Origin of the sequence: Variovorax sp. YR216, from assembly GCF_900107745.1 — a bacterium.
In the GTDB taxonomy this organism is placed as follows: Bacteria; Pseudomonadota; Gammaproteobacteria; order Burkholderiales; family Burkholderiaceae_C; genus Variovorax.
The window spans coordinates 877912-895415 of the sequence record NZ_FNRO01000001.1 but is presented as its reverse complement, the minus strand read 5'-3'; the positions used below and the strand labels follow the sequence as shown (position 1 = coordinate 895415).

General features: G+C 68.0%; 16 protein-coding genes. 4 read left to right on the top strand and 12 right to left on the bottom strand.

Translation table 11 applies throughout. The features are described from left to right. Nucleotides 1-85: 85 nt before the first annotated feature. The 6 genes from BLW05_RS04200 to BLW05_RS04175 form a co-directional block, all read right to left on the bottom strand. The gene (locus tag BLW05_RS04200; protein WP_093159998.1) at nt 86-892 is read right to left on the bottom strand and encodes an alpha/beta fold hydrolase; all 807 of its coding nucleotides are present in this window, start codon (nt 890-892) and stop codon (nt 86-88) included. Nucleotides 893-1040: 148 nt separating this feature from the next. Further along, on the bottom strand, nt 1041-1880 hold the full coding sequence (locus tag BLW05_RS04195; RefSeq protein WP_093159995.1) for a proteasome-type protease: 840 nt from the start codon (nt 1878-1880) through the stop codon (nt 1041-1043). 26 nt (nt 1881-1906) lie between these two features. Then, nucleotides 1907-4534, bottom strand: a complete 2628-nt coding sequence (gene mutS, locus BLW05_RS04190) for a DNA mismatch repair protein MutS (protein ID WP_093159992.1) — start codon at nt 4532-4534, stop codon at nt 1907-1909. A 79-nt stretch (nt 4535-4613) separates the two neighbouring features. Then, complete coding sequence (locus BLW05_RS04185) at nt 4614-5129, bottom strand: hypothetical protein (protein ID WP_093159989.1); 516 nt, start codon at nt 5127-5129, stop codon at nt 4614-4616. A 111-nt stretch (nt 5130-5240) separates the two neighbouring features. Further along, complete coding sequence (locus tag BLW05_RS04180; protein ID WP_093159987.1) at nt 5241-6077, bottom strand: siderophore-interacting protein; 837 nt, start codon at nt 6075-6077, stop codon at nt 5241-5243. Between the two features lie 5 nt (nt 6078-6082). Next, nucleotides 6083-6664, bottom strand: a complete 582-nt coding sequence (locus BLW05_RS04175) for a PadR family transcriptional regulator (protein WP_093159984.1) — start codon at nt 6662-6664, stop codon at nt 6083-6085. Nucleotides 6665-6716: 52 nt separating this feature from the next. Here BLW05_RS04175 and BLW05_RS04170 point away from each other — a divergent pair, with 52 nt between their 5' ends. After that, nucleotides 6717-7682 (top strand): AraC family transcriptional regulator, encoded by a 966-nt coding sequence (locus BLW05_RS04170; RefSeq protein ID WP_093159982.1) that lies wholly within the window; start codon nt 6717-6719, stop codon nt 7680-7682. 86 nt (nt 7683-7768) lie between these two features. Beyond that, nucleotides 7769-7966, top strand: a complete 198-nt coding sequence (locus BLW05_RS04165; protein WP_093159979.1) for a hypothetical protein — start codon at nt 7769-7771, stop codon at nt 7964-7966. Nucleotides 7967-8022: 56 nt separating this feature from the next. On the opposite strand, the gene BLW05_RS04160 is transcribed toward BLW05_RS04165, so the two are convergent. Genes BLW05_RS04160 through BLW05_RS04150 form a run of 3 tightly spaced genes read right to left on the bottom strand, consistent with a single transcriptional unit; the run spans nt 8023 to nt 11326 of the window. Further along, nucleotides 8023-9339: a sulfatase family protein gene (locus BLW05_RS04160; RefSeq protein ID WP_093159976.1), complete on the bottom strand. Its 1317-nt coding sequence runs from the start codon at nt 9337-9339 to the stop codon at nt 8023-8025. 5 nt (nt 9340-9344) lie between these two features. Then, nucleotides 9345-10313: a Bug family tripartite tricarboxylate transporter substrate binding protein gene (locus tag BLW05_RS04155; RefSeq protein WP_093159973.1), complete on the bottom strand. Its 969-nt coding sequence runs from the start codon at nt 10311-10313 to the stop codon at nt 9345-9347. 26 nt (nt 10314-10339) lie between these two features. Next, nucleotides 10340-11326, bottom strand: coding sequence for a Bug family tripartite tricarboxylate transporter substrate binding protein (locus tag BLW05_RS04150; protein ID WP_093159971.1), 987 nt, complete (start codon nt 11324-11326; stop codon nt 10340-10342). A 124-nt stretch (nt 11327-11450) separates the two neighbouring features. Here BLW05_RS04150 and BLW05_RS04145 point away from each other — a divergent pair, with 124 nt between their 5' ends. Next, nucleotides 11451-11951, top strand: coding sequence for a MarR family winged helix-turn-helix transcriptional regulator (locus tag BLW05_RS04145; RefSeq protein WP_093160492.1), 501 nt, complete (start codon nt 11451-11453; stop codon nt 11949-11951). A 24-nt stretch (nt 11952-11975) separates the two neighbouring features. On the opposite strand, the gene BLW05_RS04140 is transcribed toward BLW05_RS04145, so the two are convergent. Next, nucleotides 11976-12968 (bottom strand): Bug family tripartite tricarboxylate transporter substrate binding protein, encoded by a 993-nt coding sequence (locus tag BLW05_RS04140; RefSeq protein ID WP_093159968.1) that lies wholly within the window; start codon nt 12966-12968, stop codon nt 11976-11978. 173 nt (nt 12969-13141) lie between these two features. Between BLW05_RS04140 and pcaQ the strand changes: the two genes are divergently transcribed. Beyond that, nucleotides 13142-14086: a pca operon transcription factor PcaQ gene (pcaQ, locus tag BLW05_RS04135; RefSeq protein ID WP_093159966.1), complete on the top strand. Its 945-nt coding sequence runs from the start codon at nt 13142-13144 to the stop codon at nt 14084-14086. Here the strand turns inward: pcaQ and BLW05_RS04130 are convergent, their stop codons facing one another. Both BLW05_RS04130 and BLW05_RS04125 read right to left on the bottom strand, forming a co-directional pair. Further along, the gene (locus BLW05_RS04130) at nt 14087-16336 is read right to left on the bottom strand and encodes an FUSC family protein (protein WP_093159963.1); all 2250 of its coding nucleotides are present in this window, start codon (nt 16334-16336) and stop codon (nt 14087-14089) included. Beyond that, nucleotides 16336-17370 (bottom strand): inositol monophosphatase family protein, encoded by a 1035-nt coding sequence (locus BLW05_RS04125; protein ID WP_093159960.1) that lies wholly within the window; start codon nt 17368-17370, stop codon nt 16336-16338. Before BLW05_RS04125 ends, BLW05_RS04130 begins: the two co-directional genes overlap by 1 nt. Nucleotides 17371-17504 lie beyond the last annotated feature (134 nt).

Genomic DNA, 17504 nt, shown 5'->3' with positions numbered 1-17504 from the left:
TTCGCCAACCCCCTACCGGGGGCGATACCGGCGGCCCGGCGGAGCCGGTTCCGCGGTATCCCTGGCGAGGGGCGTGGTTGGCCCGCTAGGTGAGCAGATTCCGCAGCGATGCTTCCACCGCCGCCGCTGTGGCGATCGGCTTTTCCATCGGGAAGAGATGGGTGCCGTCGAGCATCGTGATGCGGCCCTTGGTCACCTGCTGCGTCATCGTCATGCCGACGCGGCGCATCTCGACCGACTGGCGGCCGCCGATGAAGGCGGCGGGGCACTTCAGCGGATGCGCGCGCAACAGGCCGCTGAGGTTGTGCGGAAGGGTGTTGTAGATCGCCGTCTCCACATCGCGATCGAAGCTCAGGGTGCGTGAATCCTCGGCGTCGAAGGTGCCGTGCTCGATGTAGTCGCGCAGCACGCGCTCGTCCCATTTCGCGAAGGCCTTCTTGCTGCGGAAATGCTCGAACACGGCGTCGCGGTGTTCCCAGGTGTTCTTGCGCTTGCGGCTGATCACACCGGGCGAGACGCTCTTCATGAGCGGCGTTCGCTTCATCAGGTTGATGGTGCCGGCCCGCCAGCCGCCGATGATCGGGGAGTCGATCAGTACCACGCCGCGCGCGAGCTCAGGGTGCTGCGCGGCGCACATCAGGCTCAGAAAGCCGCCGAGCGAGTGTCCGACCAGGAACACCGGAGCGCCCAGTTTCTTCGTTCGCTCCCGTGTGAAATCGGCGAGCTGCTGCACGAGGTGCGGCCAGTTGTCGGTGACCGGGTATTTCGGGTCGTGGCCGAATTTCTCGACCGCGTCGACGTCGAAGCCGCGATTGCGCAGGCTGTCGAGCATCACCCGATATGTGCTCGCCGGAAAGCTGTTGCCGTGGGAAAAGATGACAGGAGGAAGCATGGGAATCAAGGGACCATGACACACGGAGCAAGCCGGCCAGCGAAGCGAAGCCCATTCGCGAAACCCCGCGGAACCGGCTTTGCCGGGCCGCCGGGGTTGCCCCCTGAAAGGGGGTGTCCGAGCCACACGAAGTGGGCGAGGCTGGGGGTCAGATCAGCTTTTCGTCCGGCGTGGAAATCTTGCGCAGCGGGCTGTGCCGCGTGGCGGGCATCTTGAGCGGATGCTCGGTGTAGGCGTCGTCCCAGACCGGGTCCTCGATGCTGTCGAACACCTCGCGCAGCTTCTGGCCCCAGCTGTTGTGCATCATGCGGTAGTAGGGGTTGTCTGCGTCGATGCAGATGACCCTGTCGGTATGCAACTGGTTGGCCTCGTACACCACGAGGTCCAGCGGCAGGCCGACGGAGAGATTCGACTTCATCGTCGAATCCATCGACACCAGTGCGCACTTGGCGGCTTCGTCCAGCGGGGTCTCGGGCGTCAGCACGCGATCGAGCACCGGCTTGCCGTACTTGGATTCGCCGACCTGGAAGTAGGGCGTCTCGGTGGTGGCCTCGATGAAGTTGCCGGCCGAGTAGACGAGGAAGAGGCGCATTCCTTCGCCCTTGACCTGGCCGCCGAAGATGAACGAGACGTTGAAGTCCAGCCCTGCATGCTTGAGCGCCTCGGCGTCCCGGTCGTACACATGGCGCACCGCGGAGCCGAGCACGCGGGCTGCGTCGAACATGCTCTTGGCGTTCCAGATGGTGATCGGCGGGCCGTCCTCGCCGTCTTCGCGCGTTTCGCGCAGCTCTTCGATCTGCAGGATCTCGCGCACCGACTGCGAGATGCTGAGGTTGCCGGCCGACAGCAGCACCATGAAGCGATCGCCCGGCTTTTCGTAGACGATCATCTTGCGGAACGTGCTGATGTGATCCACCCCCGCATTGGTGCGCGAGTCGGAAAGGAACACCAGTCCGGCGTTGAGTTTGATGCCTACACAGTACGTCATGAGGTCTTGTTGCGCGATTAAAGCCATCAGCCCTGTTCGCGCGTCTGGAGTTTTTTCAAGGTGTAGAGCGCTTCGAGTGCCTCTCGCGGACTCATCGCGTCGGGGTCGAGCGCAGTCAGCGCGGATTCTACGGCGCTGATCAGGGGCGCTTCGGCCGCGGGCGGCGGTGCGAAGAGGTCGACCTGGGCGCGCGTCTGCGTCTGCTGGGCTTCGAGCGCCTCCAGCGCCTGGCGCGCGTGATTGACCACCGCGGCGGGCATGCCGGCGAGCCGGGCGACCTGGATACCGTAGCTCTTGCTCGCGGGGCCCGGCTGCATTTCGTGCAGGAACACGATGTCCCGGCCGGCTTCGGTCGCGCTCACGTGCATGTTCACCGCGCCGTGGTGCGTGGCGGGGAACTCCGTCAGCTCGAAGTAGTGCGTGGCGAAGAGCGTGAAGGCGCGGGTGCGGTCGTGCAGCTGCGCCGCGATGCCTGCCGCGAGCGCGAGCCCGTCGAAGGTGCTGGTGCCGCGGCCGATCTCGTCCATCAGCACCAGTGAATGCGCCGAGGCGCTGTGCAGGATCTGCGCGGCCTCGGTCATCTCCAGCATGAAGGTCGACTGCGCGTTGGCCAGGTCGTCCGCCGCGCCGATGCGCGTGTGGATCGCATCGATGGGCCCGAGCCGGCAGGCATCGGCCGGCACGTGCGAGCCGATCGATGCGAGCAGCACGATGATCGCCACCTGCCGCATGTAGGTGGACTTACCGCCCATGTTCGGTCCGGTGATGATTTGCATGCGCTGCTGTGGGCCCATGCGCGTGTCGTTCGCAATGAACGCGCCCGATGATTTTTCGGCAAGGCGCGCTTCGACTACTGGATGGCGGCCCTTGTCGATCTCGATGCACGGATGCGAGACGAAGCCGGGTGCGCGCCAGTGCAGCGTGTGCGAGCGCTCTGCCAGCGCGCACAGCGCATCGAGCGTGGCGAGGCCGCCCGCGAGGCGATTCAGGTCGGCGACGAAGGGCTGCAGCGCATCGAGCAGTTGCTCGTACAGCCACTTCTCGCGAGCCAGGGCGCGGTCCTGCGCCGACAGCGCCTTGTCTTCGAAAGCCTTGAGTTCGGGCGTGATGAAGCGCTCGGCGTTCTTGAGCGTCTGCCGGCGGCGGTAGTTGTCGGGCACCTTGTCGAGCGCGCTCTGCGTGACTTCGATGTAGAAGCCGTGCACGCGGTTGAACTGCACCCGCAGGTTCGAGATGCCGGTGCGCTCGCGCTCGCTGGTTTCGAGCTTCAGGAGGAAGTCGTCGCAGTTCTCGCTGATGGCGCGCAGTTCGTCCAGCTCTGCATCGTGCCCCGAGGCGATCACGCCGCCGTCGCGCACCAGTGCGGCCGGCTCCGGGCTGATGGCCGCCACCAGCGTTTCCACACAACCCGCCGGCGGTGCGAGCCGCGCAGCAATCGCCGCCAGCAGCGGCGCCGAAGCGGGAAGCGCCGGCGCGAGCTGCTCCGCCTTCGCGAGCGCCATCCGCAGCGCGACCAGCTCGCGCGGGCGGACCTGGCGCAAGGCGATGCGCGCGGCGATGCGTTCCACGTCGCTGGTGTTCTTGAGCTGTTCGCGCAACGTGCGCCACGGTGCGGAAATCCCGCCGGGCGGCGTGGCTTGCAGCGCATCGATGGCATCGAGCCGCGCCTGCGCGTCAGCCCGGTCGCGGCGCGGCGCGAGCAGCCAGCGCTTGAGCAGGCGGCTGCCCATGCCGGTCATGCAGGTGTCGAGCAGCGAGAACAGGGTCGGCGAATCCTCGCCGCGCAATGTCTGCACCAGTTCCAGATTGCGCCGGGTGGCGGGCGGCAATTCGATCAGGTCGCCGTCGCGCTCCACCGTCAGACGCTGCACATGCGACAGCGCACGGCCCTGCGTGTGCTCGGCATACCCCAGAAGCGCGGCCGCGGCCGCATGGGCGTTCGAGAGCGATTCGGCATTCCAGGCTGCGAGGCTGTTGCTGCCCATCTGCTCGCACAGCTTGCGCTCACCGAGGCCGCCGTCGAACTGCCATGCGGGCCGCACCGAAAGCGTGAATGAAGACGCACCGTTGCGCATCGCCTTCAGGCGCTGTTCGAAGGCCGGCGTGACTTCGGCGCTGTAGAGCACCTCGCTCGGCCCGATGCGCGTGATCCACGCATCGAGCGCATCGGCCGGGCACTCGGCCAGCCGCAGCTCGTCGCCCGTCACGCTGAGCCATGCCAGCCCGCAGAAGTTGCGCGTGCCCGCATGCACCGTGAGCAGCAGCGAATCGCTCTTGTCGTTGAGCAGCTCGGCGTCCGTCAACGTGCCGGGCGTGACCACGCGCACCACCTTGCGTTCCACCGGGCCCTTGGCCGCACCGACTTCGCCCACCTGTTCGCAGATCGCCACCGATTCGCCGAGCTTGATCAGCCGCGCGAGATAGGTGTCGACCGAATGGAACGGCACGCCGCACATGATCACGGGCTGCCCCGCAGACTGGCCGCGCTGCGTCAGCGTGATGTCGAGCAGTCGCGCCGCCTTTTCGGCGTCGTCGTAGAAGAGTTCGTAGAAATCGCCCATCCGGTAGAAGAGCAGGGTGTCCGGATGGTCGGCCTTCAGGCCCAGGTACTGGGCCATCATGGGCGTGTGGGGTGCCGTCGCAGGAGGAGTCATCAAGGAGAAAGCTGCGCCGGCCGATGGGCCGGCAGGCACGCATCATAAGGAACCGACGCGGCGCAGGCCGCCGTATCCCTCAGGCCTGCCCGCGCCGCCGCCGGGCGACGCGCACCGCCTCGACCCACGTATCGACGTTGAACCGCTGCCCCGTTTCGGCGACCCGGGCCGAATGGATGCGATGAAGCGGCACGCGCCGGACTTCTCCGGGCATTTCGCCGTGGCCTGTGATGATCTTCTTCTGCAGGTCCAGTTTGTCCACCTGGATCACGCATTCAATCTTCTTGTCGTGCGCGTCGACGTAGCGCACGCGAATGCGCGGGTGTTCGTCGACGATCGCGTGCTCGCCCTTGCCCTGGATGAACCATTCGGGCAGCGTGTCGGGCACCGAGTCGCCGTCCGAAGGGTTGATGCTGCCGCGCACGGTCGGAATCTCGAGCGGCACGTGCCCCGAGCGGATGCGCGCTGCCTCGATGCGGCGCTGCGATTCACGCCGCCCGGCGGCTCGCCGCCATGCCCACATCACTGCGAGCAGGAGCAGGACGCCGGTCAACAAGGCCGCGAAGAACTGCCACTGCGCCATGCTGAAGCCCATCCGTAGACCCCAAGAAAATACTGCCTAAGTACTCAAACGAAAGAATTTTCAAACTCGCTCCGGTGGTCGTAAACCGGTCACGCGGCATAGGGCTTTCGGTGGGTCGGGACCTCAGCCCTCGTGGGTGTCGTGGGTAGCGGCGGCACCGCGGCGCCAATAGCCCGACGCGCGGATCCATTTGGGATGCGCCCCGCGCTCGTTGACGAGGTGCGCGCGCAGGGCCTTGGCGGCGCCCGATTCGCAGGCGACCCACGCGTGGAATTCACCCTGCGGCAGCGTCAGTCCGCGCAACGCATCGAGCAGCGGTGCGCCGGCGCCGGGCTCGGCGCCGCGCCGGTGCACCCAGTGCAGTTTCACGTTCGCGGCGGATGCGAGCGGGATCTGGTCGGCCTCGGTGTCCACCTCGGCCAGCACCACCGCGCGGGCTCCTGCCGGCAGTTCCGCCAGGCGGCGCGAGATCGCGGGGAGGGCGGTGTCATCGCCGATGAGCAGGTGCCAGTCGAACGCGGTGGGCACGATGAACGAGCCGCGCGGGCCGCCGACGCCGATGACGTCCCCGGGCCTGGCGGATTCCGCCCATTGCGTGGCGGGACCGGCGTCGTGCAGCGCGAAGTCGAATTCGAGCGTGCCCGCCGCCGGATCGTGCCGCAGCGGCGTGTAGTCGCGCATCGTGGGCCTGATCCCGCCGGGCCATACCGGTCCGTCCGGGCCGGCCGTCGGCAGTTGCAGGGCGCCCGTTTCCGCCTCGGGAAAGAAGAGCTTGGCGTGGTCGTCGAAGCCGGGGCTGGTGAAGCCCGCCAGCTCGTCGCCTTCGAGCGTGACCCGGATCAGGTGCGGTGTGACGCGCCGCACCGCGCGCACCTGCAGTTTGCGGAAGCGGAGTTCGTGGCGCACGCGGCGTGGCAGGCGGTCGGGTGAGTTGGTGCCGGTATGTTGGGGAGATGTCATGAATGTCAGATGCGTTCCAGTTGCTGGGCGGCGCTGTCGAGCACGGCGGCGAATTCGTGGGCTTGCTGTTCGGTGAGGGGCGCCGAGAGGCGCATGCGCATCGCGAGCTTGAGGTTCTCGAGCGCGCGCACGACCTGCGGCGGACGGCCGGCGCGCACACCCGCACCATCCAGGCCGCCCTGCATGCGGGCCATCAGCTCGTCGGTCGTGGCGCGGTTGGCGCCCAGGAATTCGCGACCCGCATCGGTGACGGTGTAGCGCTTGCGGTTGCCACCTTCCGGAGTGTCGACGCTGACGTAGCCCAGTTCCTCGAGCAGCGTCAGGGTCGGATAGACGATGCCCGGGCTCGGCGCATAGCGGCCGCCGAGGCGTTCCTCGATGGCCTTGATGAGCTCGTAGCCGTGGCTGGGTTTGTCGGCGATGAGTTGGAGCAGCACGAAGCGCAGGCCGCCGTGGCCGAAGATCCGGCCGCCGCCGCGGCCGGCGCGCAGACCGCGGTGCGAGCCGCCGTCGTGCCCACCGCCGCCGAGTCCGTCGTCGTGTTCATCGCGGCGGGTGCCGTGTACAAAGTGTCTGAAATGGCGCATGGATGTTGAACCTTTGTGTTGATATCTGATTGCGTAAAGATATATCTGAATCATGTCTAAGTCAAGTCTGATCTCGCGGCACACCTATCTCGCGCGCATCAACCGCGTGATCGACCACATCGATGGCCACCTGGCGGAACCGCTGGATCTCGCCGCGCTGGCGCAGGTCGCGCATTTCTCCTCCTGGCATTTCCATCGCGTGTTCCAGTCGATGACCGGCGAGACGCTCGCGGACCGGGTGCGGCGCCGTCGGCTCGAAGTGGCGGCCGGGCGGCTTCTGTTCCTGCCGCCTGAGCCGGTCCTGGCGATTGCGCTGGACGTCGGGTTCGGCTCGGCACCGGTCTTCACGCGCACCTTCAGGGCGCATTTCGGCGTGACCCCGACGGAATGGCGGCGCGGCGCGTTCCGCGAATGGGCGGGCGCCCGGCGCATGCAGCTGCGCAAGATTCATCAAGCGGACCGCAAGCGCTATCAAGCCGTGATCGAGGCTTTTCGCGACGATGAGCGTTCCTGGCCCAAGGGCCGCGTTTCAGGAGACGAAACCATGAAAGTCGAGATCAAGACCCTGGCACCGGCACGCGTCGCCTACATGCGCCATGTCGGCCCGTATGGAAGTTCGGGCATCGCGCAGCTCTGGCAGCGTTTCGCGGCGTGGTGTGGCGAGCAGGGGCTGATGGAGCCGCGCCGGGTGATGTACGGCATCAGCCATGACAACCCCGACGTCACGCCACCCGAGAAATGCCGCTACGACGCCTGCATCGAGGTGGGCGACGATTTCAGGCCGCAAGGCGAGGTCGGCGTGCAGACCCTGCGCGGCGGGCGCTTTGCCTGTGCGCGGTTTTCAGGCACGTCCGCCGATATCCACGGTGCCTGGGTGCAGTTGTGCGACTGGCTGCCGGACAGCAGCTACCAGGCCGACGACGCACCGCCGGTCGAGGTGTACGGCAAGGATTTCGCGATGGACGAGAAGACCGGCGCCTTCAACTGCGAGCTCTGCATGCCGATCCGCGCGCTCTAGGCGCTTTGGCGTGACGGAATGCCGGGTTGCCGGGGGATTTGCCGGGGTGTGTGCAAGAACTAGGGTAAACCCTTAAAATAGAGCGCATGACTGCTTCGACCTCGTACTTCCCCCGCAACCCCAAGTTCACGGACTCGTTCGAGCGCGCCCTGGCGAACGACGATGTCCGTCATATCGGCCGTGATGAGCCGTCCCTCCTGGCGCCGGCATTCAAACGCATTGCCGAAGCCTTTGCCACCCTGATGCGCAGCGCGCGACCGAAGGTCGGAATCCAGGCCCGCTGAGGCCCTGCTGCCGCTCCATGAAAAAGCCCCTCGACGAGGGGCTTTTTGCTGCCTGCTCAACGCTGCGGCATGTCCTTGACCGAGTAGCCGAGGCTGACCGTCGCGTCGTCCGGAATCGGCGGCATCGTCGCGTTCCAGGCCAGCCACGCTTCGCGCATGCGGGCGAGGCGTTCCGGCTCCTTCTTCGCCTGGTTGGCCCGCTCGCGCTCGTCGCCCGGGATGTTGAACAGGTACTCGTTGCCGTCGACCTGGAGGTACTTCCAGTCGCCTTCCCGCATCGCGCGCTGGTCGCGGTGGTTCATGCGCCAGTGCAGGGGGCGGGCAAAGCTGTGCTTCGCATCACGCAGCACCGGCATCAGCGAGACGCCGTCGAGCGGATAGGCCGGGTCGGCCTTCACGCCCGCCGCATCGAGCATCGTCGCCGACCAGTCCATCGTCATGCAGTGCTGCGCGCTGTCGCCGCCCGCGGCGATCACCTGGGGCCAGTGCGCGATCCATGGCACGCGGATGCCGCCTTCGGTCAGGTCCATCTTGCCGCCGACCAGCGGCCAGTTGTCGGAAAAGCGCTCGCCGCCGTTGTCGCTGGTGAAGACGACCAGCGTGTTGTCGGCCATGCCGTGCTTTTCGAGCGCGTCCATGATCCAGCCGATGCCTTCGTCCATGTGATGGATCATGCGGCGATAGGTGTGGATGTTGCCGCCCGAGAGATCGAACAGGTTGTCCTTGACCGCCGGCGCCTTGGCCGCGTCGTCGCGCGTTTCCCACGGCCAGTGCGGGGCGGTGTAGTGCAGGCTCATGAAGAAGGGGGCGTCCTGCTTCGCCATGCGCTCCACGTAGTCGACCGCGCGGCGCGACAGCACGTCGGTGAGGTAGCCCTCTTCCTGGTGATCTTCCTCGCCGGACCACAGATCGTGCCGGCCCGCCGAATCGCAGTGGGTGAAGTAGTCGACGCCGCCCGACATCGGCCCGAAGAACTCCTCGTAGCCCGAGCGCAGCGGCCCGAATGCCGGCGGAAAACCGAGGTGCCACTTGCCGATGAGCGCGGTGCGATAGCCCGCGCCGCGAAGCAGCGAAGGCAGCGTCGGATGCGCCGGCGGCAGGCCGAGCGTGGTGCTGCCGCGGCTCCTGCTGTTGATCGGCTCCTCGGCCGCGCCGCGCAGGCGGTACTGGTAGCGCGCCGTGATCATCGCGAAGCGCGTGGGCGAGCACACCGGCGAGTTCGCGTAGCCCTGCGTGAACTTGATGCCGCGAGCGGCGAGCCGGTCGAGCACCGGCGACACCGGGCCGAAATTGGCATCGCGGCCGCCGTAGCAGCCGAGGTCCGCATAGCCGAGGTCGTCGGCGACGATGAAGATGATGTTGGGTCTTTGCATGGACTTCAGGGTTGGTAGCCGGATTTCTGGACCACGGGCGCCCACTGCGCGCGGTAGGCCTTGAGCATGGCGGCCGTCTGCTCCTGCGTGCTGACGACCGGCGTCATCAGTGCGTCCTTGAAGCGGCGCTGGGTGTCGGGGTCCTGCATCACCGCGTGAATGTCCTTCGACAGCCGCGCGACTTTCTCGCGCGGCATGGTGGCCGGCGCGAAGAACGCGTTGAAGCCGGTCGCGACGAGGTCGAGGCCGGCTTCCTTGAAGGTGGGGATGTCGGGCGCGAAGGGCGAGCGCTTGGCACCCGACACCGCGAGGATGCGGATCTTGCCCGCCTGGTGCTGCGGAAGATCGACGTCGAAGGTGTCGAAGGCGATCGGCACCTGCCCGCCCACCAGGTCGGTCAGCAGTGGGCCGGAGCCGCGGTAGCCGACCACCTGTGCCTGCACGTTCGCCTTTTCTCCCATCATCAGGCCGAAGAAGTGCGGCAGGCTGCCGGTGGCGGGCACGCCGAAGTTCGACTTCTCGGGATTCGCGCGCATCCACGCGATCAGGTGGGACAGCTCGCGCACCGGCACGGCGGTCGAGACGGCGAGCGCGAACTCGTAGTCGTTGACGTGCGACACGGGCACGAAGTCGCGTTCCGCGTCATAGCCGTTGTCCTTGAACACCAGCGGCGCGACCACCATTACGGCGGGGTTGGCGACCATCAGCACGTTCTGCCCGGCCGGCGTGCCCTTGACCTGCTGCGCCGCGAGGCGGCCGCCTGCGCCGGCCTTGTTGTCCACGATCACCGGAACGCCGACCTTGGCCTGGAGCTTGTCGGCCACGATGCGCGCCACGCGGTCGGTGGCGCCGCCGGCTGCGTAGCCCACGACGATGTGCAACGGCCCGCCTTCGAGCGTCTGGGCCTGCGCGCCGAGCGAGGCGGCAGCCAGCGCCAGGGTGGTGGCGATGCGTGGGATGAATTTGCGAAACATGGATCCTCCGAACAATTCGCGTTGTGTCAGTCGTTGGCTTGAAAGTTCACGGCCTTCATGATCACGGCCCAGCGGGCGGTGTCATCGCGCATTGTCTTCAGAAGCGTGTTCGCGTCGTCATTGACGGCATACATGCCGTTCTGCAGCAGTTGCTGCCGCACCTCGCGCGAGTTGACCGCGCGGGTGAACTCTGCGCGCAGCTTGTCGACGATCGGCTGCGGCGTCTTCGCGGGGGCATAGAAGGCGAACCAGGCGGTCGCGACCACATCCTTCAGTCCCGCCTCGACGAAGGTCGGCAGATCGGGCATCAGCGGCGAGCGCTTCTCGCCGCTGGTCGCAAGCACCTTCACGCGGCCGCCGGGCTGCATCTGCAGCGCACCGCCGACGGTGTCGAAATACACCGGGATCTGCCCGCCCATCACGTCCTGCCGCGCCGGCGTGGAGCCGCGGTACGGCACATGGACCATCCTGAGCCCCGCCGAGCGGTTGAGCATCTCGCCGAGGAAGTGCGACGGCGTGCCCGCGCCGTACGAGCCGAAGCTGACCTTGTCGCCCTGCGCTTTCGCCCAGGTGATGAACTCGGCCAGCGTGTTGGCCGGCACGTCCTTGCTCACCACCAGCGCGAGCTCGAAGCGGGCCGCGTTGATGATCGGCACGAAGTCCTTGATCGGGTCGTACGAGAGCTTCGCGTAGGCGCTCGGGTACATCGTCATCATGCTGGCGGTGCCGAGCAGCAGCGTGCGTCCGTCGGGCGGCGCGTGCTTCACGGCCTCCACCGCGATGCGTCCCGAAGCGCCCGAGCGGTTGTCGACGATCAGCGGGCCGAGCGAGTCGCGCACTTCCTGCGCGATGGCGCGCGCCAGCACGTCCTGCGTGCCGCCGGCTGGCACGCCGATCAGCACCCGGATCGGCTGGCCGGGCGTGAAGGCCGCTTCGGCGCTGGCGAGCGGCGAAAGCGCCAGGGCGCAGACGCCTGCGATCAGGCTGCGGCGGTCGAGGTCGGTGCGGGGCATGGAAGTCTCCTGGAATGTGTTCGTGCAGCGGGCCTTCGAGGCGGCCCGGCCTCGGATGACTTTAGAGTTGCGACATTCGATTGATCTAATCAACCATCCTCCGGACTAACCCCAGATGACCCCGATGCCCGCGCCGCGCCGACCGCTCGACGACCTGCTGCTGTACCGGCTGTCGCGCCTGCTGTCGGTCGCGGGCAGCATGGTCATCAGGATCTGCGAGGGGCGCTTCGGCATCACGCGGCGCGAGTGGCGGCTGATCGCCACGCTGGCGAGCCACGGCGAGCTGAGCTCATCGGGACTCGCCGAGCATGCGCAGCTCGATCGCGCCCGCACCTCGAAGGCGGTCGGTTCGCTGGTCGACAAAGAGCTGGTCGCGCGGTCGCATCCGGCGGGCGACCGACGGCAGGTGCTCCTGTGCCTCACCGAGCGCGGCCGTGACCTGTACGACGAACTGTTCCCGCTGGTGACCCGCATCAACGCCGAACTGCTCGGCGCGCTGGACGCGGACGCCGCTGTGCAACTGGACGAATCGCTCGTGCGTCTGCAACTGCATGCCGAGCAGATGGTCGCCGAGGCCGTGCTGCCCAAGGCGGACCGACGGCGGCGTGGCGCGAAGGCCGATTGAGCGGCAGCCGGCGCGCGCATCGCTTCAGTCCAGCTTCATGCCGGTCGCCTTGACGATCTTGCCGTAGCGCGCGCGGGCGCCGCCGAGATGCTGTGCGGCCGCGTCGCCGGTCTCGCCCAGTGCCACCATGTCGAGCGTGGCGAGGCGCGATTTCACTTCCGGCAGCGCCAGCGCGGACTGGAGCGCGCCGCGCAGCGTCTTCATCACCGGTTCGGGCGTGGCCGCGGGCACCATCGCAAGGTAGAGCACTTCGAACTCGAGGTCCTTGAGGCCCAGTTCGCCCACGGTCGGCACCTGTGGCAGCAGCGGCGAGCGCTGGCGGCCGGTCACGGCCAGCGGCCGCACCTTGCCGGCCTGGATCTGCGAAAGCAACCCGGGCGTTGCGAGGATGCCCGCTTGCACCTCGTTCGACAGCAGCGCCATCACGGCCGGCGCGTTGCCTTTGTACGGCACGTGCGTGATCTTCGCGCCGGTCGCGGTCGAGAAGATCTCGGCCGCGATGTGGCCCGGGCTGCCGTTGCCTGCCGAGGCGAAGGTCGCCGCCTCGGCCTTGCTCTGCGTGACGAAGTCCGGCAGCGTCTTCGCGCCGACGGTGGAGCCGACCCCGAAGGTCAGGCCCGAGGAGCTGAAGATCATCAGCGGCTTCAGGTCCTTCGCCGCGAAGGGCATCGATGCGTAGAGGTGCGGATTGATCGTGAAGGTGGTGTCGATCGACAGCAGCACGGTGTAGCCGTCCGCCGGGCTCTTGGCGACGGCATCGGCGCCGATGTTGCCGCCCGCGCCGGGCCGGTTATCGACCACGAAGGGCTGCTTGAGTTCCTTCTGCAGCGGATCCGCGAGCGCGCGGCCGAGGATGTCGAGCGGCCCGCCGGCCGGGAAGTTGGTGATGAACCTCACCGGCTTGCTGGGATAGGGCGCGTCGGCGTGAGCCGTCATCGCGAGCGGGGCGGCGAGCAGCGCGCAGGCAGCCGCAAGGGCGAGGCGGCGCGTGGCGCCGGAAGGGGCGGGGCGTGTCATGTCTTGTGTCTCCGAATCGGTGGCGGCGTGAGGCGCGTGATATCTGCGATCTCCGCGATATGCCCGCACTCTAGGAGTGCGGCCGCGGCGGCACAACTGAAAGCTCTTCCGCCTGGTATTCCGGTTCGTTATATTTTCCGTTGCCCGCTCCAGAGCAAAACCACCGATCAGCCATGAACTTTGCTCGCCTCAAGCTGCGCCATCTGCAGTGCCTCGTGATGGTGGCGCAGGAGCGCAACCTCGTGCGCGCCGCCAAGGCGCTCGCGCTCACGCAGCCTGCGGTGTCCAAGACAGTCGCCGAACTGGAGGACATCGTGGGTCGTCAATTGCTCGTCAGGCGCCGCCGCGGCGTCGAACTGACGCCCGCGGCCGAAGTGCTGGTGCGCCATGCGGTCGTCGCCTTGCGCGGACTGCGTGACGGGTTGAGCCTCGCGCTCGACCAGCCCGAGGCGGACCAGCTCCGTGTCGCGGTCGGCGCACTGCCGAACATCGCGGCCAATCTGCTTCCCGCGGCCGTCGCGTTGCTGCAGTCGGACACACCCGCGCTGCGGGTTCGCGTGGTCAGCGGCACCAACGCGCAGCTGATGACGCAGTTGCGCCAGGGTGAGATCGATCTGGTGCTCGGCCGCATCGCGCAGGCGTCGGCGATGGCCGATCTCGCGTTCGAGCTGCTCTACAGCGAGCCGTTGCTGCTCGTGGCGCGGCCCGGGCACCCGGTCGCCGCGCTGCGGCGTCCGGCGCTGGATGCGCTGTCGGCGTATCCGTTGCTGGTGCCGGTGTCGGGAACGCTGATCCGGCATACGGTCGATGCCTTCCTGCTCGGGCATGGCATGGCGCCGCCGCGCAGCCTCATCGAAGCCACCGACACGAGCTTCGCGCTTGGCCTCCTGCGGTGCTCCGATGCGATCTGGTTCGCGCCGCAGGGTGCGGTCGAAGGCTTTCTGGCGGCTGGGGAGCTGGTGCGCCTGCCCATCGACACGGCGAGCACCGAAGGGCCCGTGGGCATGACGATGCGTCGTGGCAGCGAGCCGGGCGAGGGTGCGCGCCGGTTGATCGAGGCGATCCGCGCCGTGCTGTCGCAGCGCGCCGATGCGCAGATCAGCCGGGCACTTGCTTGATCATCGGACCGTCCCGGCCTGCGTCTGCGCTTCGGTCTCGGTTTCGGCGAGCGATTGCAGGATGCGCGAAGCGTCATCGCGCAACTGGGCGGCGATGCCCGTGGCCATGTCGAGCCGGCGCAGCAGCCAGGGCGTGATGTCGTTGTTGAAGGGATCGGGCAGCGAGATCGGGCCGGCGATGGTGGTCGCGGGCGGGCTCTCGGGCATCGCGGGGCCGCCCGTCGGCGCGCTTCCGATGGCTGCCTCGATGCGCTGGATCGTGCGGGCCAGCGGTCCCTCGATGTCGGCCACCGTGAGCCGGTCGCGCCGCAGCACCAGCATCGACTTGACCGCGCTCAACTGCGCGAGCAGCTGGTAGCTGTGCGCCTGCAGGTGTTCGAGCGGCTCCAGCGGCGGGCGCACCGCGCGTGGCTCCGACAGCGAGCGCTGGGTGGCCTGCACCAGCGCGGACAGGCTGTCGAAGGCCTCGCGGCGTGCGAGGCGCCAGTCGAGTTCCGGCGTGGCGTCGACCGAGCGGAACTGCCCGAGCCCGAGTGCCAGCCGCGCATGCCGTGCCTGCGCCTTGAGCGTGCGGGCGACCAGCGCCGGAATCTGCCCGCGTTCCCACGACGGCAGCACGTAGCAGAACGCCCATGCGAGCGCCGCGCCGATCAGCGTATCGGCCACGCGCTCGAACAGCGCGAACGCGGTGCTCACGCCGGTGTTGAGCATGTGGGCCTGCACCAGCCCGAGCACTGTCGCCGCGACCGCGGTGACGAGATAGCGGCGGACCGCGAAGCCGTGCGCGATGGCCTGCGCCAGCGTCATGCCGATCAGCAGGGCCACCGGCGAGAGGTGGGCCGACAACAGGCCGACCGCGAAGACACAGCCCAGCAATGTGCCGGCGACGCGGCTGTTGCGTCGCTCCAGCGTCTGAGACAGGCTGCCCCGCAGCACCACCACGATCGTCAGCAGGATCCAGTAGTCGTGCGATCCCCACGGCATGGCGAGCGCGATGCCGTAGGCGGCGGCGATCGCGAGCGTGGCGCGGATCGCATGGCGCAGCGGCGGGGCGTCCCAGCGCCACAGCGCAAGAAAGGGGCGCAGCGACCATTCGGTCGGGCTCACGAACACTTGCCAGCTCGCGCGGACCACCGCGAGATCGGGCTCGCGGTCGCCCCGCGCGAGCGCCGACAGGCGCAGCACTTCGTCGTTGATGTGGCCGATGCGGTTGGCGAGCCCGCGGGACAGCATCGCCGGCGTGGGGCCGGTGTAGCTGCCGGGGGAAGCGTCTTCCTGCAGGCGGATGGCCGCGAGACGCGGGCGCCGGTCGACGACCACTTCGGGCTTGCGCATCAGCAGCAGCGCGTCCGCCAGCGCTGTCGTGTCCTCCGCCAGCCCCTGAAGGATGTCGCGCATCTCTGTGAGCGCGGGCGCGTGATCGGGATGCGTCTTGAGTGCGTCGAGGTCGAGCTCGCTCGCCAGCAGCAGGTCGCGAAGTTCGAGCACCGTCACCAGCATGCCGGCCAGTTGCTGCCGGCGCGGCGTGCGCGGCGATTCGAGCACGATGTCGCGCGCCGCCTGCAGCTGGTCGGCCAGCGCCGCCTGTTCGCGCAGGAGCTGGCCGAGGAGCGACGGCGGGATCTCGCGCACGTCGCCGGATTCGTCGATCGGCATGAACTGGCGCGCTTCGGTGCGCATCAGCGCGGCCAGAGAGAGCAGCAGGTCGGCCGTCACCTGCACGCGGTAGCGCGCATTGAGCAGGGAATTGGCGATGACCGCATAGACCACGTAGAGCCCGGCGCCGAGGCCGAAGTACATCGTGCGCTGCACCGCTTCGGCCATGCCGGTCGGCGTGGGCGTGGCCATCGAGAAGATCATGGAGAACATGACCGCGATGGCGATCGGAATCCCGCGCTTGCCCCAGGCCATCGCGAGGAACGCAAGGAAGGTCGCCGGCACCAGCAGCAGGCCCAGCCGCAAGGGCGCCGCGTGCAGCATCTGCACCATGAAGAAGAGCGGCAGCCCGATCAGCGGCGCCGGCAGCATCTGGAAGAACTTGCCGCGCCGTGGCGCCGCGAGGTCGGGCGGCGCGGTCACGATGACGCCGACCGATGCAGCCGATGCCGCGAGCGCGCCGAGCGCGAGGTGGACGCCCCCGGAGATCAGCAGCAGCCCGAAGGCGACCGCGATCCCGTTGAGCACATAGTGGCTGAGCGCCACCCGCAGGGCAGCGCGGCCCCGCTGGGTGGCCGCGCGCTGCGACGGCATCACTGGGCCGGCGCGTCGCCCTCGTTGGGCGCCGCAGGGGCGTCACGGCGGACGCGGGTCAGCTTGCGGGGCTGCGGTGCGGCCTCGGAAGGGGCTGCGGGCGCTTCGTCCTCGGCCTTATCTTCCGCCAGGCCGACCGTGCTGCGCGCGTAGAGATCGGCGTGCGAACGCGAAGGATCGACGGCGCGGATCCGGTCGCTGGCACGGAGCTTGTCATCGACGCTGGCGAACTTCGAGTATTGGGCCAGCAGCGGCACGAGCTGGCCGTAGATGCGCGGCGCGCCCGCGAGGCATTCGCGCTGGTCGAGGAAGTCGGGCTCGCCGGTGAAGTTGCCGATCAGGCCGCCGGCCTCCGTCACGAGGAGCGAGCCCGCCGCCACGTCCCAGATGTTCAGCCCGGTTTCGAAGAAGGCATCGCTGAAGCCGGCCGCCACGTAGGCGAGGTCGAGCGCGGCGGCGCCGGGGCGGCGAAGGCCGGCGGCGCGGGGCATCAGGTCCGCCATGATGGCCAGGTACTGCTTGAAGTTGTCGCCCGTGCGGAAGGGGAAGCCCGTGGAGATCAGGCATTCGGCGAGCCGGGTGCGCTTGCTCACGCGGATGCGGCGCTCGTTCATGAAGGCGCCGCGGCCCTTGGTGGCGGTGAAGAGGTCGTTGCGCGTCGGGTCATAGACCACGGCCTGTTCGATCTTGCCCCGCACCGCCAGCGCGATCGAGACGCAGTAGACCGGAAAGCCGTGGATGAAATTGGTGGTGCCGTCGAGCGGATCGATGATCCAGACGTAGTCCGAATCCTTGGCGCCATGCTGGGTGCCCGATTCTTCGGCGAGGATGCCGTGCCCCGGATAGGCGGTGAGCAGCGTTTCGATGATCGCGTGCTCGCTCGCGTGATCGACTTCGGTCACGAAGTCGTTGACCTGCTTTTGGGAGATGCGCACGGCCTCGATATCGAGCGCTGCGCGATTGATGATGGCGCCGGCGGCGCGGGCGGCCTTGATGGCCACGTTGAGCATGGGGTGCAGGTTCGGGGACGACATGAATTGTGCGAAGAACGGAATGGGAGCGACGACGTTTGCATGTGGCCCCCTGGAATGCGGCCCGGCGATGCGGGCGGCGAGAATCGGGGGATTTTACCGGCTCCGCGTTTTAAGGCCTTCCGCGGTTCGATTCA

Coding starts and splice junctions, on each gene's coding strand:
- BLW05_RS04200 (WP_093159998.1), bottom strand. CDS start 892: ATGCTTCCTCCTGTCATCTTTTCCCACGGCAACAGCTTTCCGGCGAGC.
- BLW05_RS04195 (WP_093159995.1), bottom strand. CDS start 1,880: ATGACGTACTGTGTAGGCATCAAACTCAACGCCGGACTGGTGTTCCTT.
- mutS (WP_093159992.1), bottom strand. CDS start 4,534: ATGACTCCTCCTGCGACGGCACCCCACACGCCCATGATGGCCCAGTAC.
- BLW05_RS04185 (WP_093159989.1), bottom strand. CDS start 5,129: ATGGGCTTCAGCATGGCGCAGTGGCAGTTCTTCGCGGCCTTGTTGACC.
- BLW05_RS04180 (WP_093159987.1), bottom strand. CDS start 6,077: ATGACATCTCCCCAACATACCGGCACCAACTCACCCGACCGCCTGCCA.
- BLW05_RS04175 (WP_093159984.1), bottom strand. CDS start 6,664: ATGCGCCATTTCAGACACTTTGTACACGGCACCCGCCGCGATGAACAC.
- BLW05_RS04170 (WP_093159982.1), top strand. CDS start 6,717: ATGTCTAAGTCAAGTCTGATCTCGCGGCACACCTATCTCGCGCGCATC.
- BLW05_RS04165 (WP_093159979.1), top strand. CDS start 7,769: ATGACTGCTTCGACCTCGTACTTCCCCCGCAACCCCAAGTTCACGGAC.
- BLW05_RS04160 (WP_093159976.1), bottom strand. CDS start 9,339: ATGCAAAGACCCAACATCATCTTCATCGTCGCCGACGACCTCGGCTAT.
- BLW05_RS04155 (WP_093159973.1), bottom strand. CDS start 10,313: ATGTTTCGCAAATTCATCCCACGCATCGCCACCACCCTGGCGCTGGCT.
- BLW05_RS04150 (WP_093159971.1), bottom strand. CDS start 11,326: ATGCCCCGCACCGACCTCGACCGCCGCAGCCTGATCGCAGGCGTCTGC.
- BLW05_RS04145 (WP_093160492.1), top strand. CDS start 11,451: ATGCCCGCGCCGCGCCGACCGCTCGACGACCTGCTGCTGTACCGGCTG.
- BLW05_RS04140 (WP_093159968.1), bottom strand. CDS start 12,968: ATGACACGCCCCGCCCCTTCCGGCGCCACGCGCCGCCTCGCCCTTGCG.
- pcaQ (WP_093159966.1), top strand. CDS start 13,142: ATGAACTTTGCTCGCCTCAAGCTGCGCCATCTGCAGTGCCTCGTGATG.
- BLW05_RS04130 (WP_093159963.1), bottom strand. CDS start 16,336: ATGCCGTCGCAGCGCGCGGCCACCCAGCGGGGCCGCGCTGCCCTGCGG.
- BLW05_RS04125 (WP_093159960.1), bottom strand. CDS start 17,370: ATGTCGTCCCCGAACCTGCACCCCATGCTCAACGTGGCCATCAAGGCC.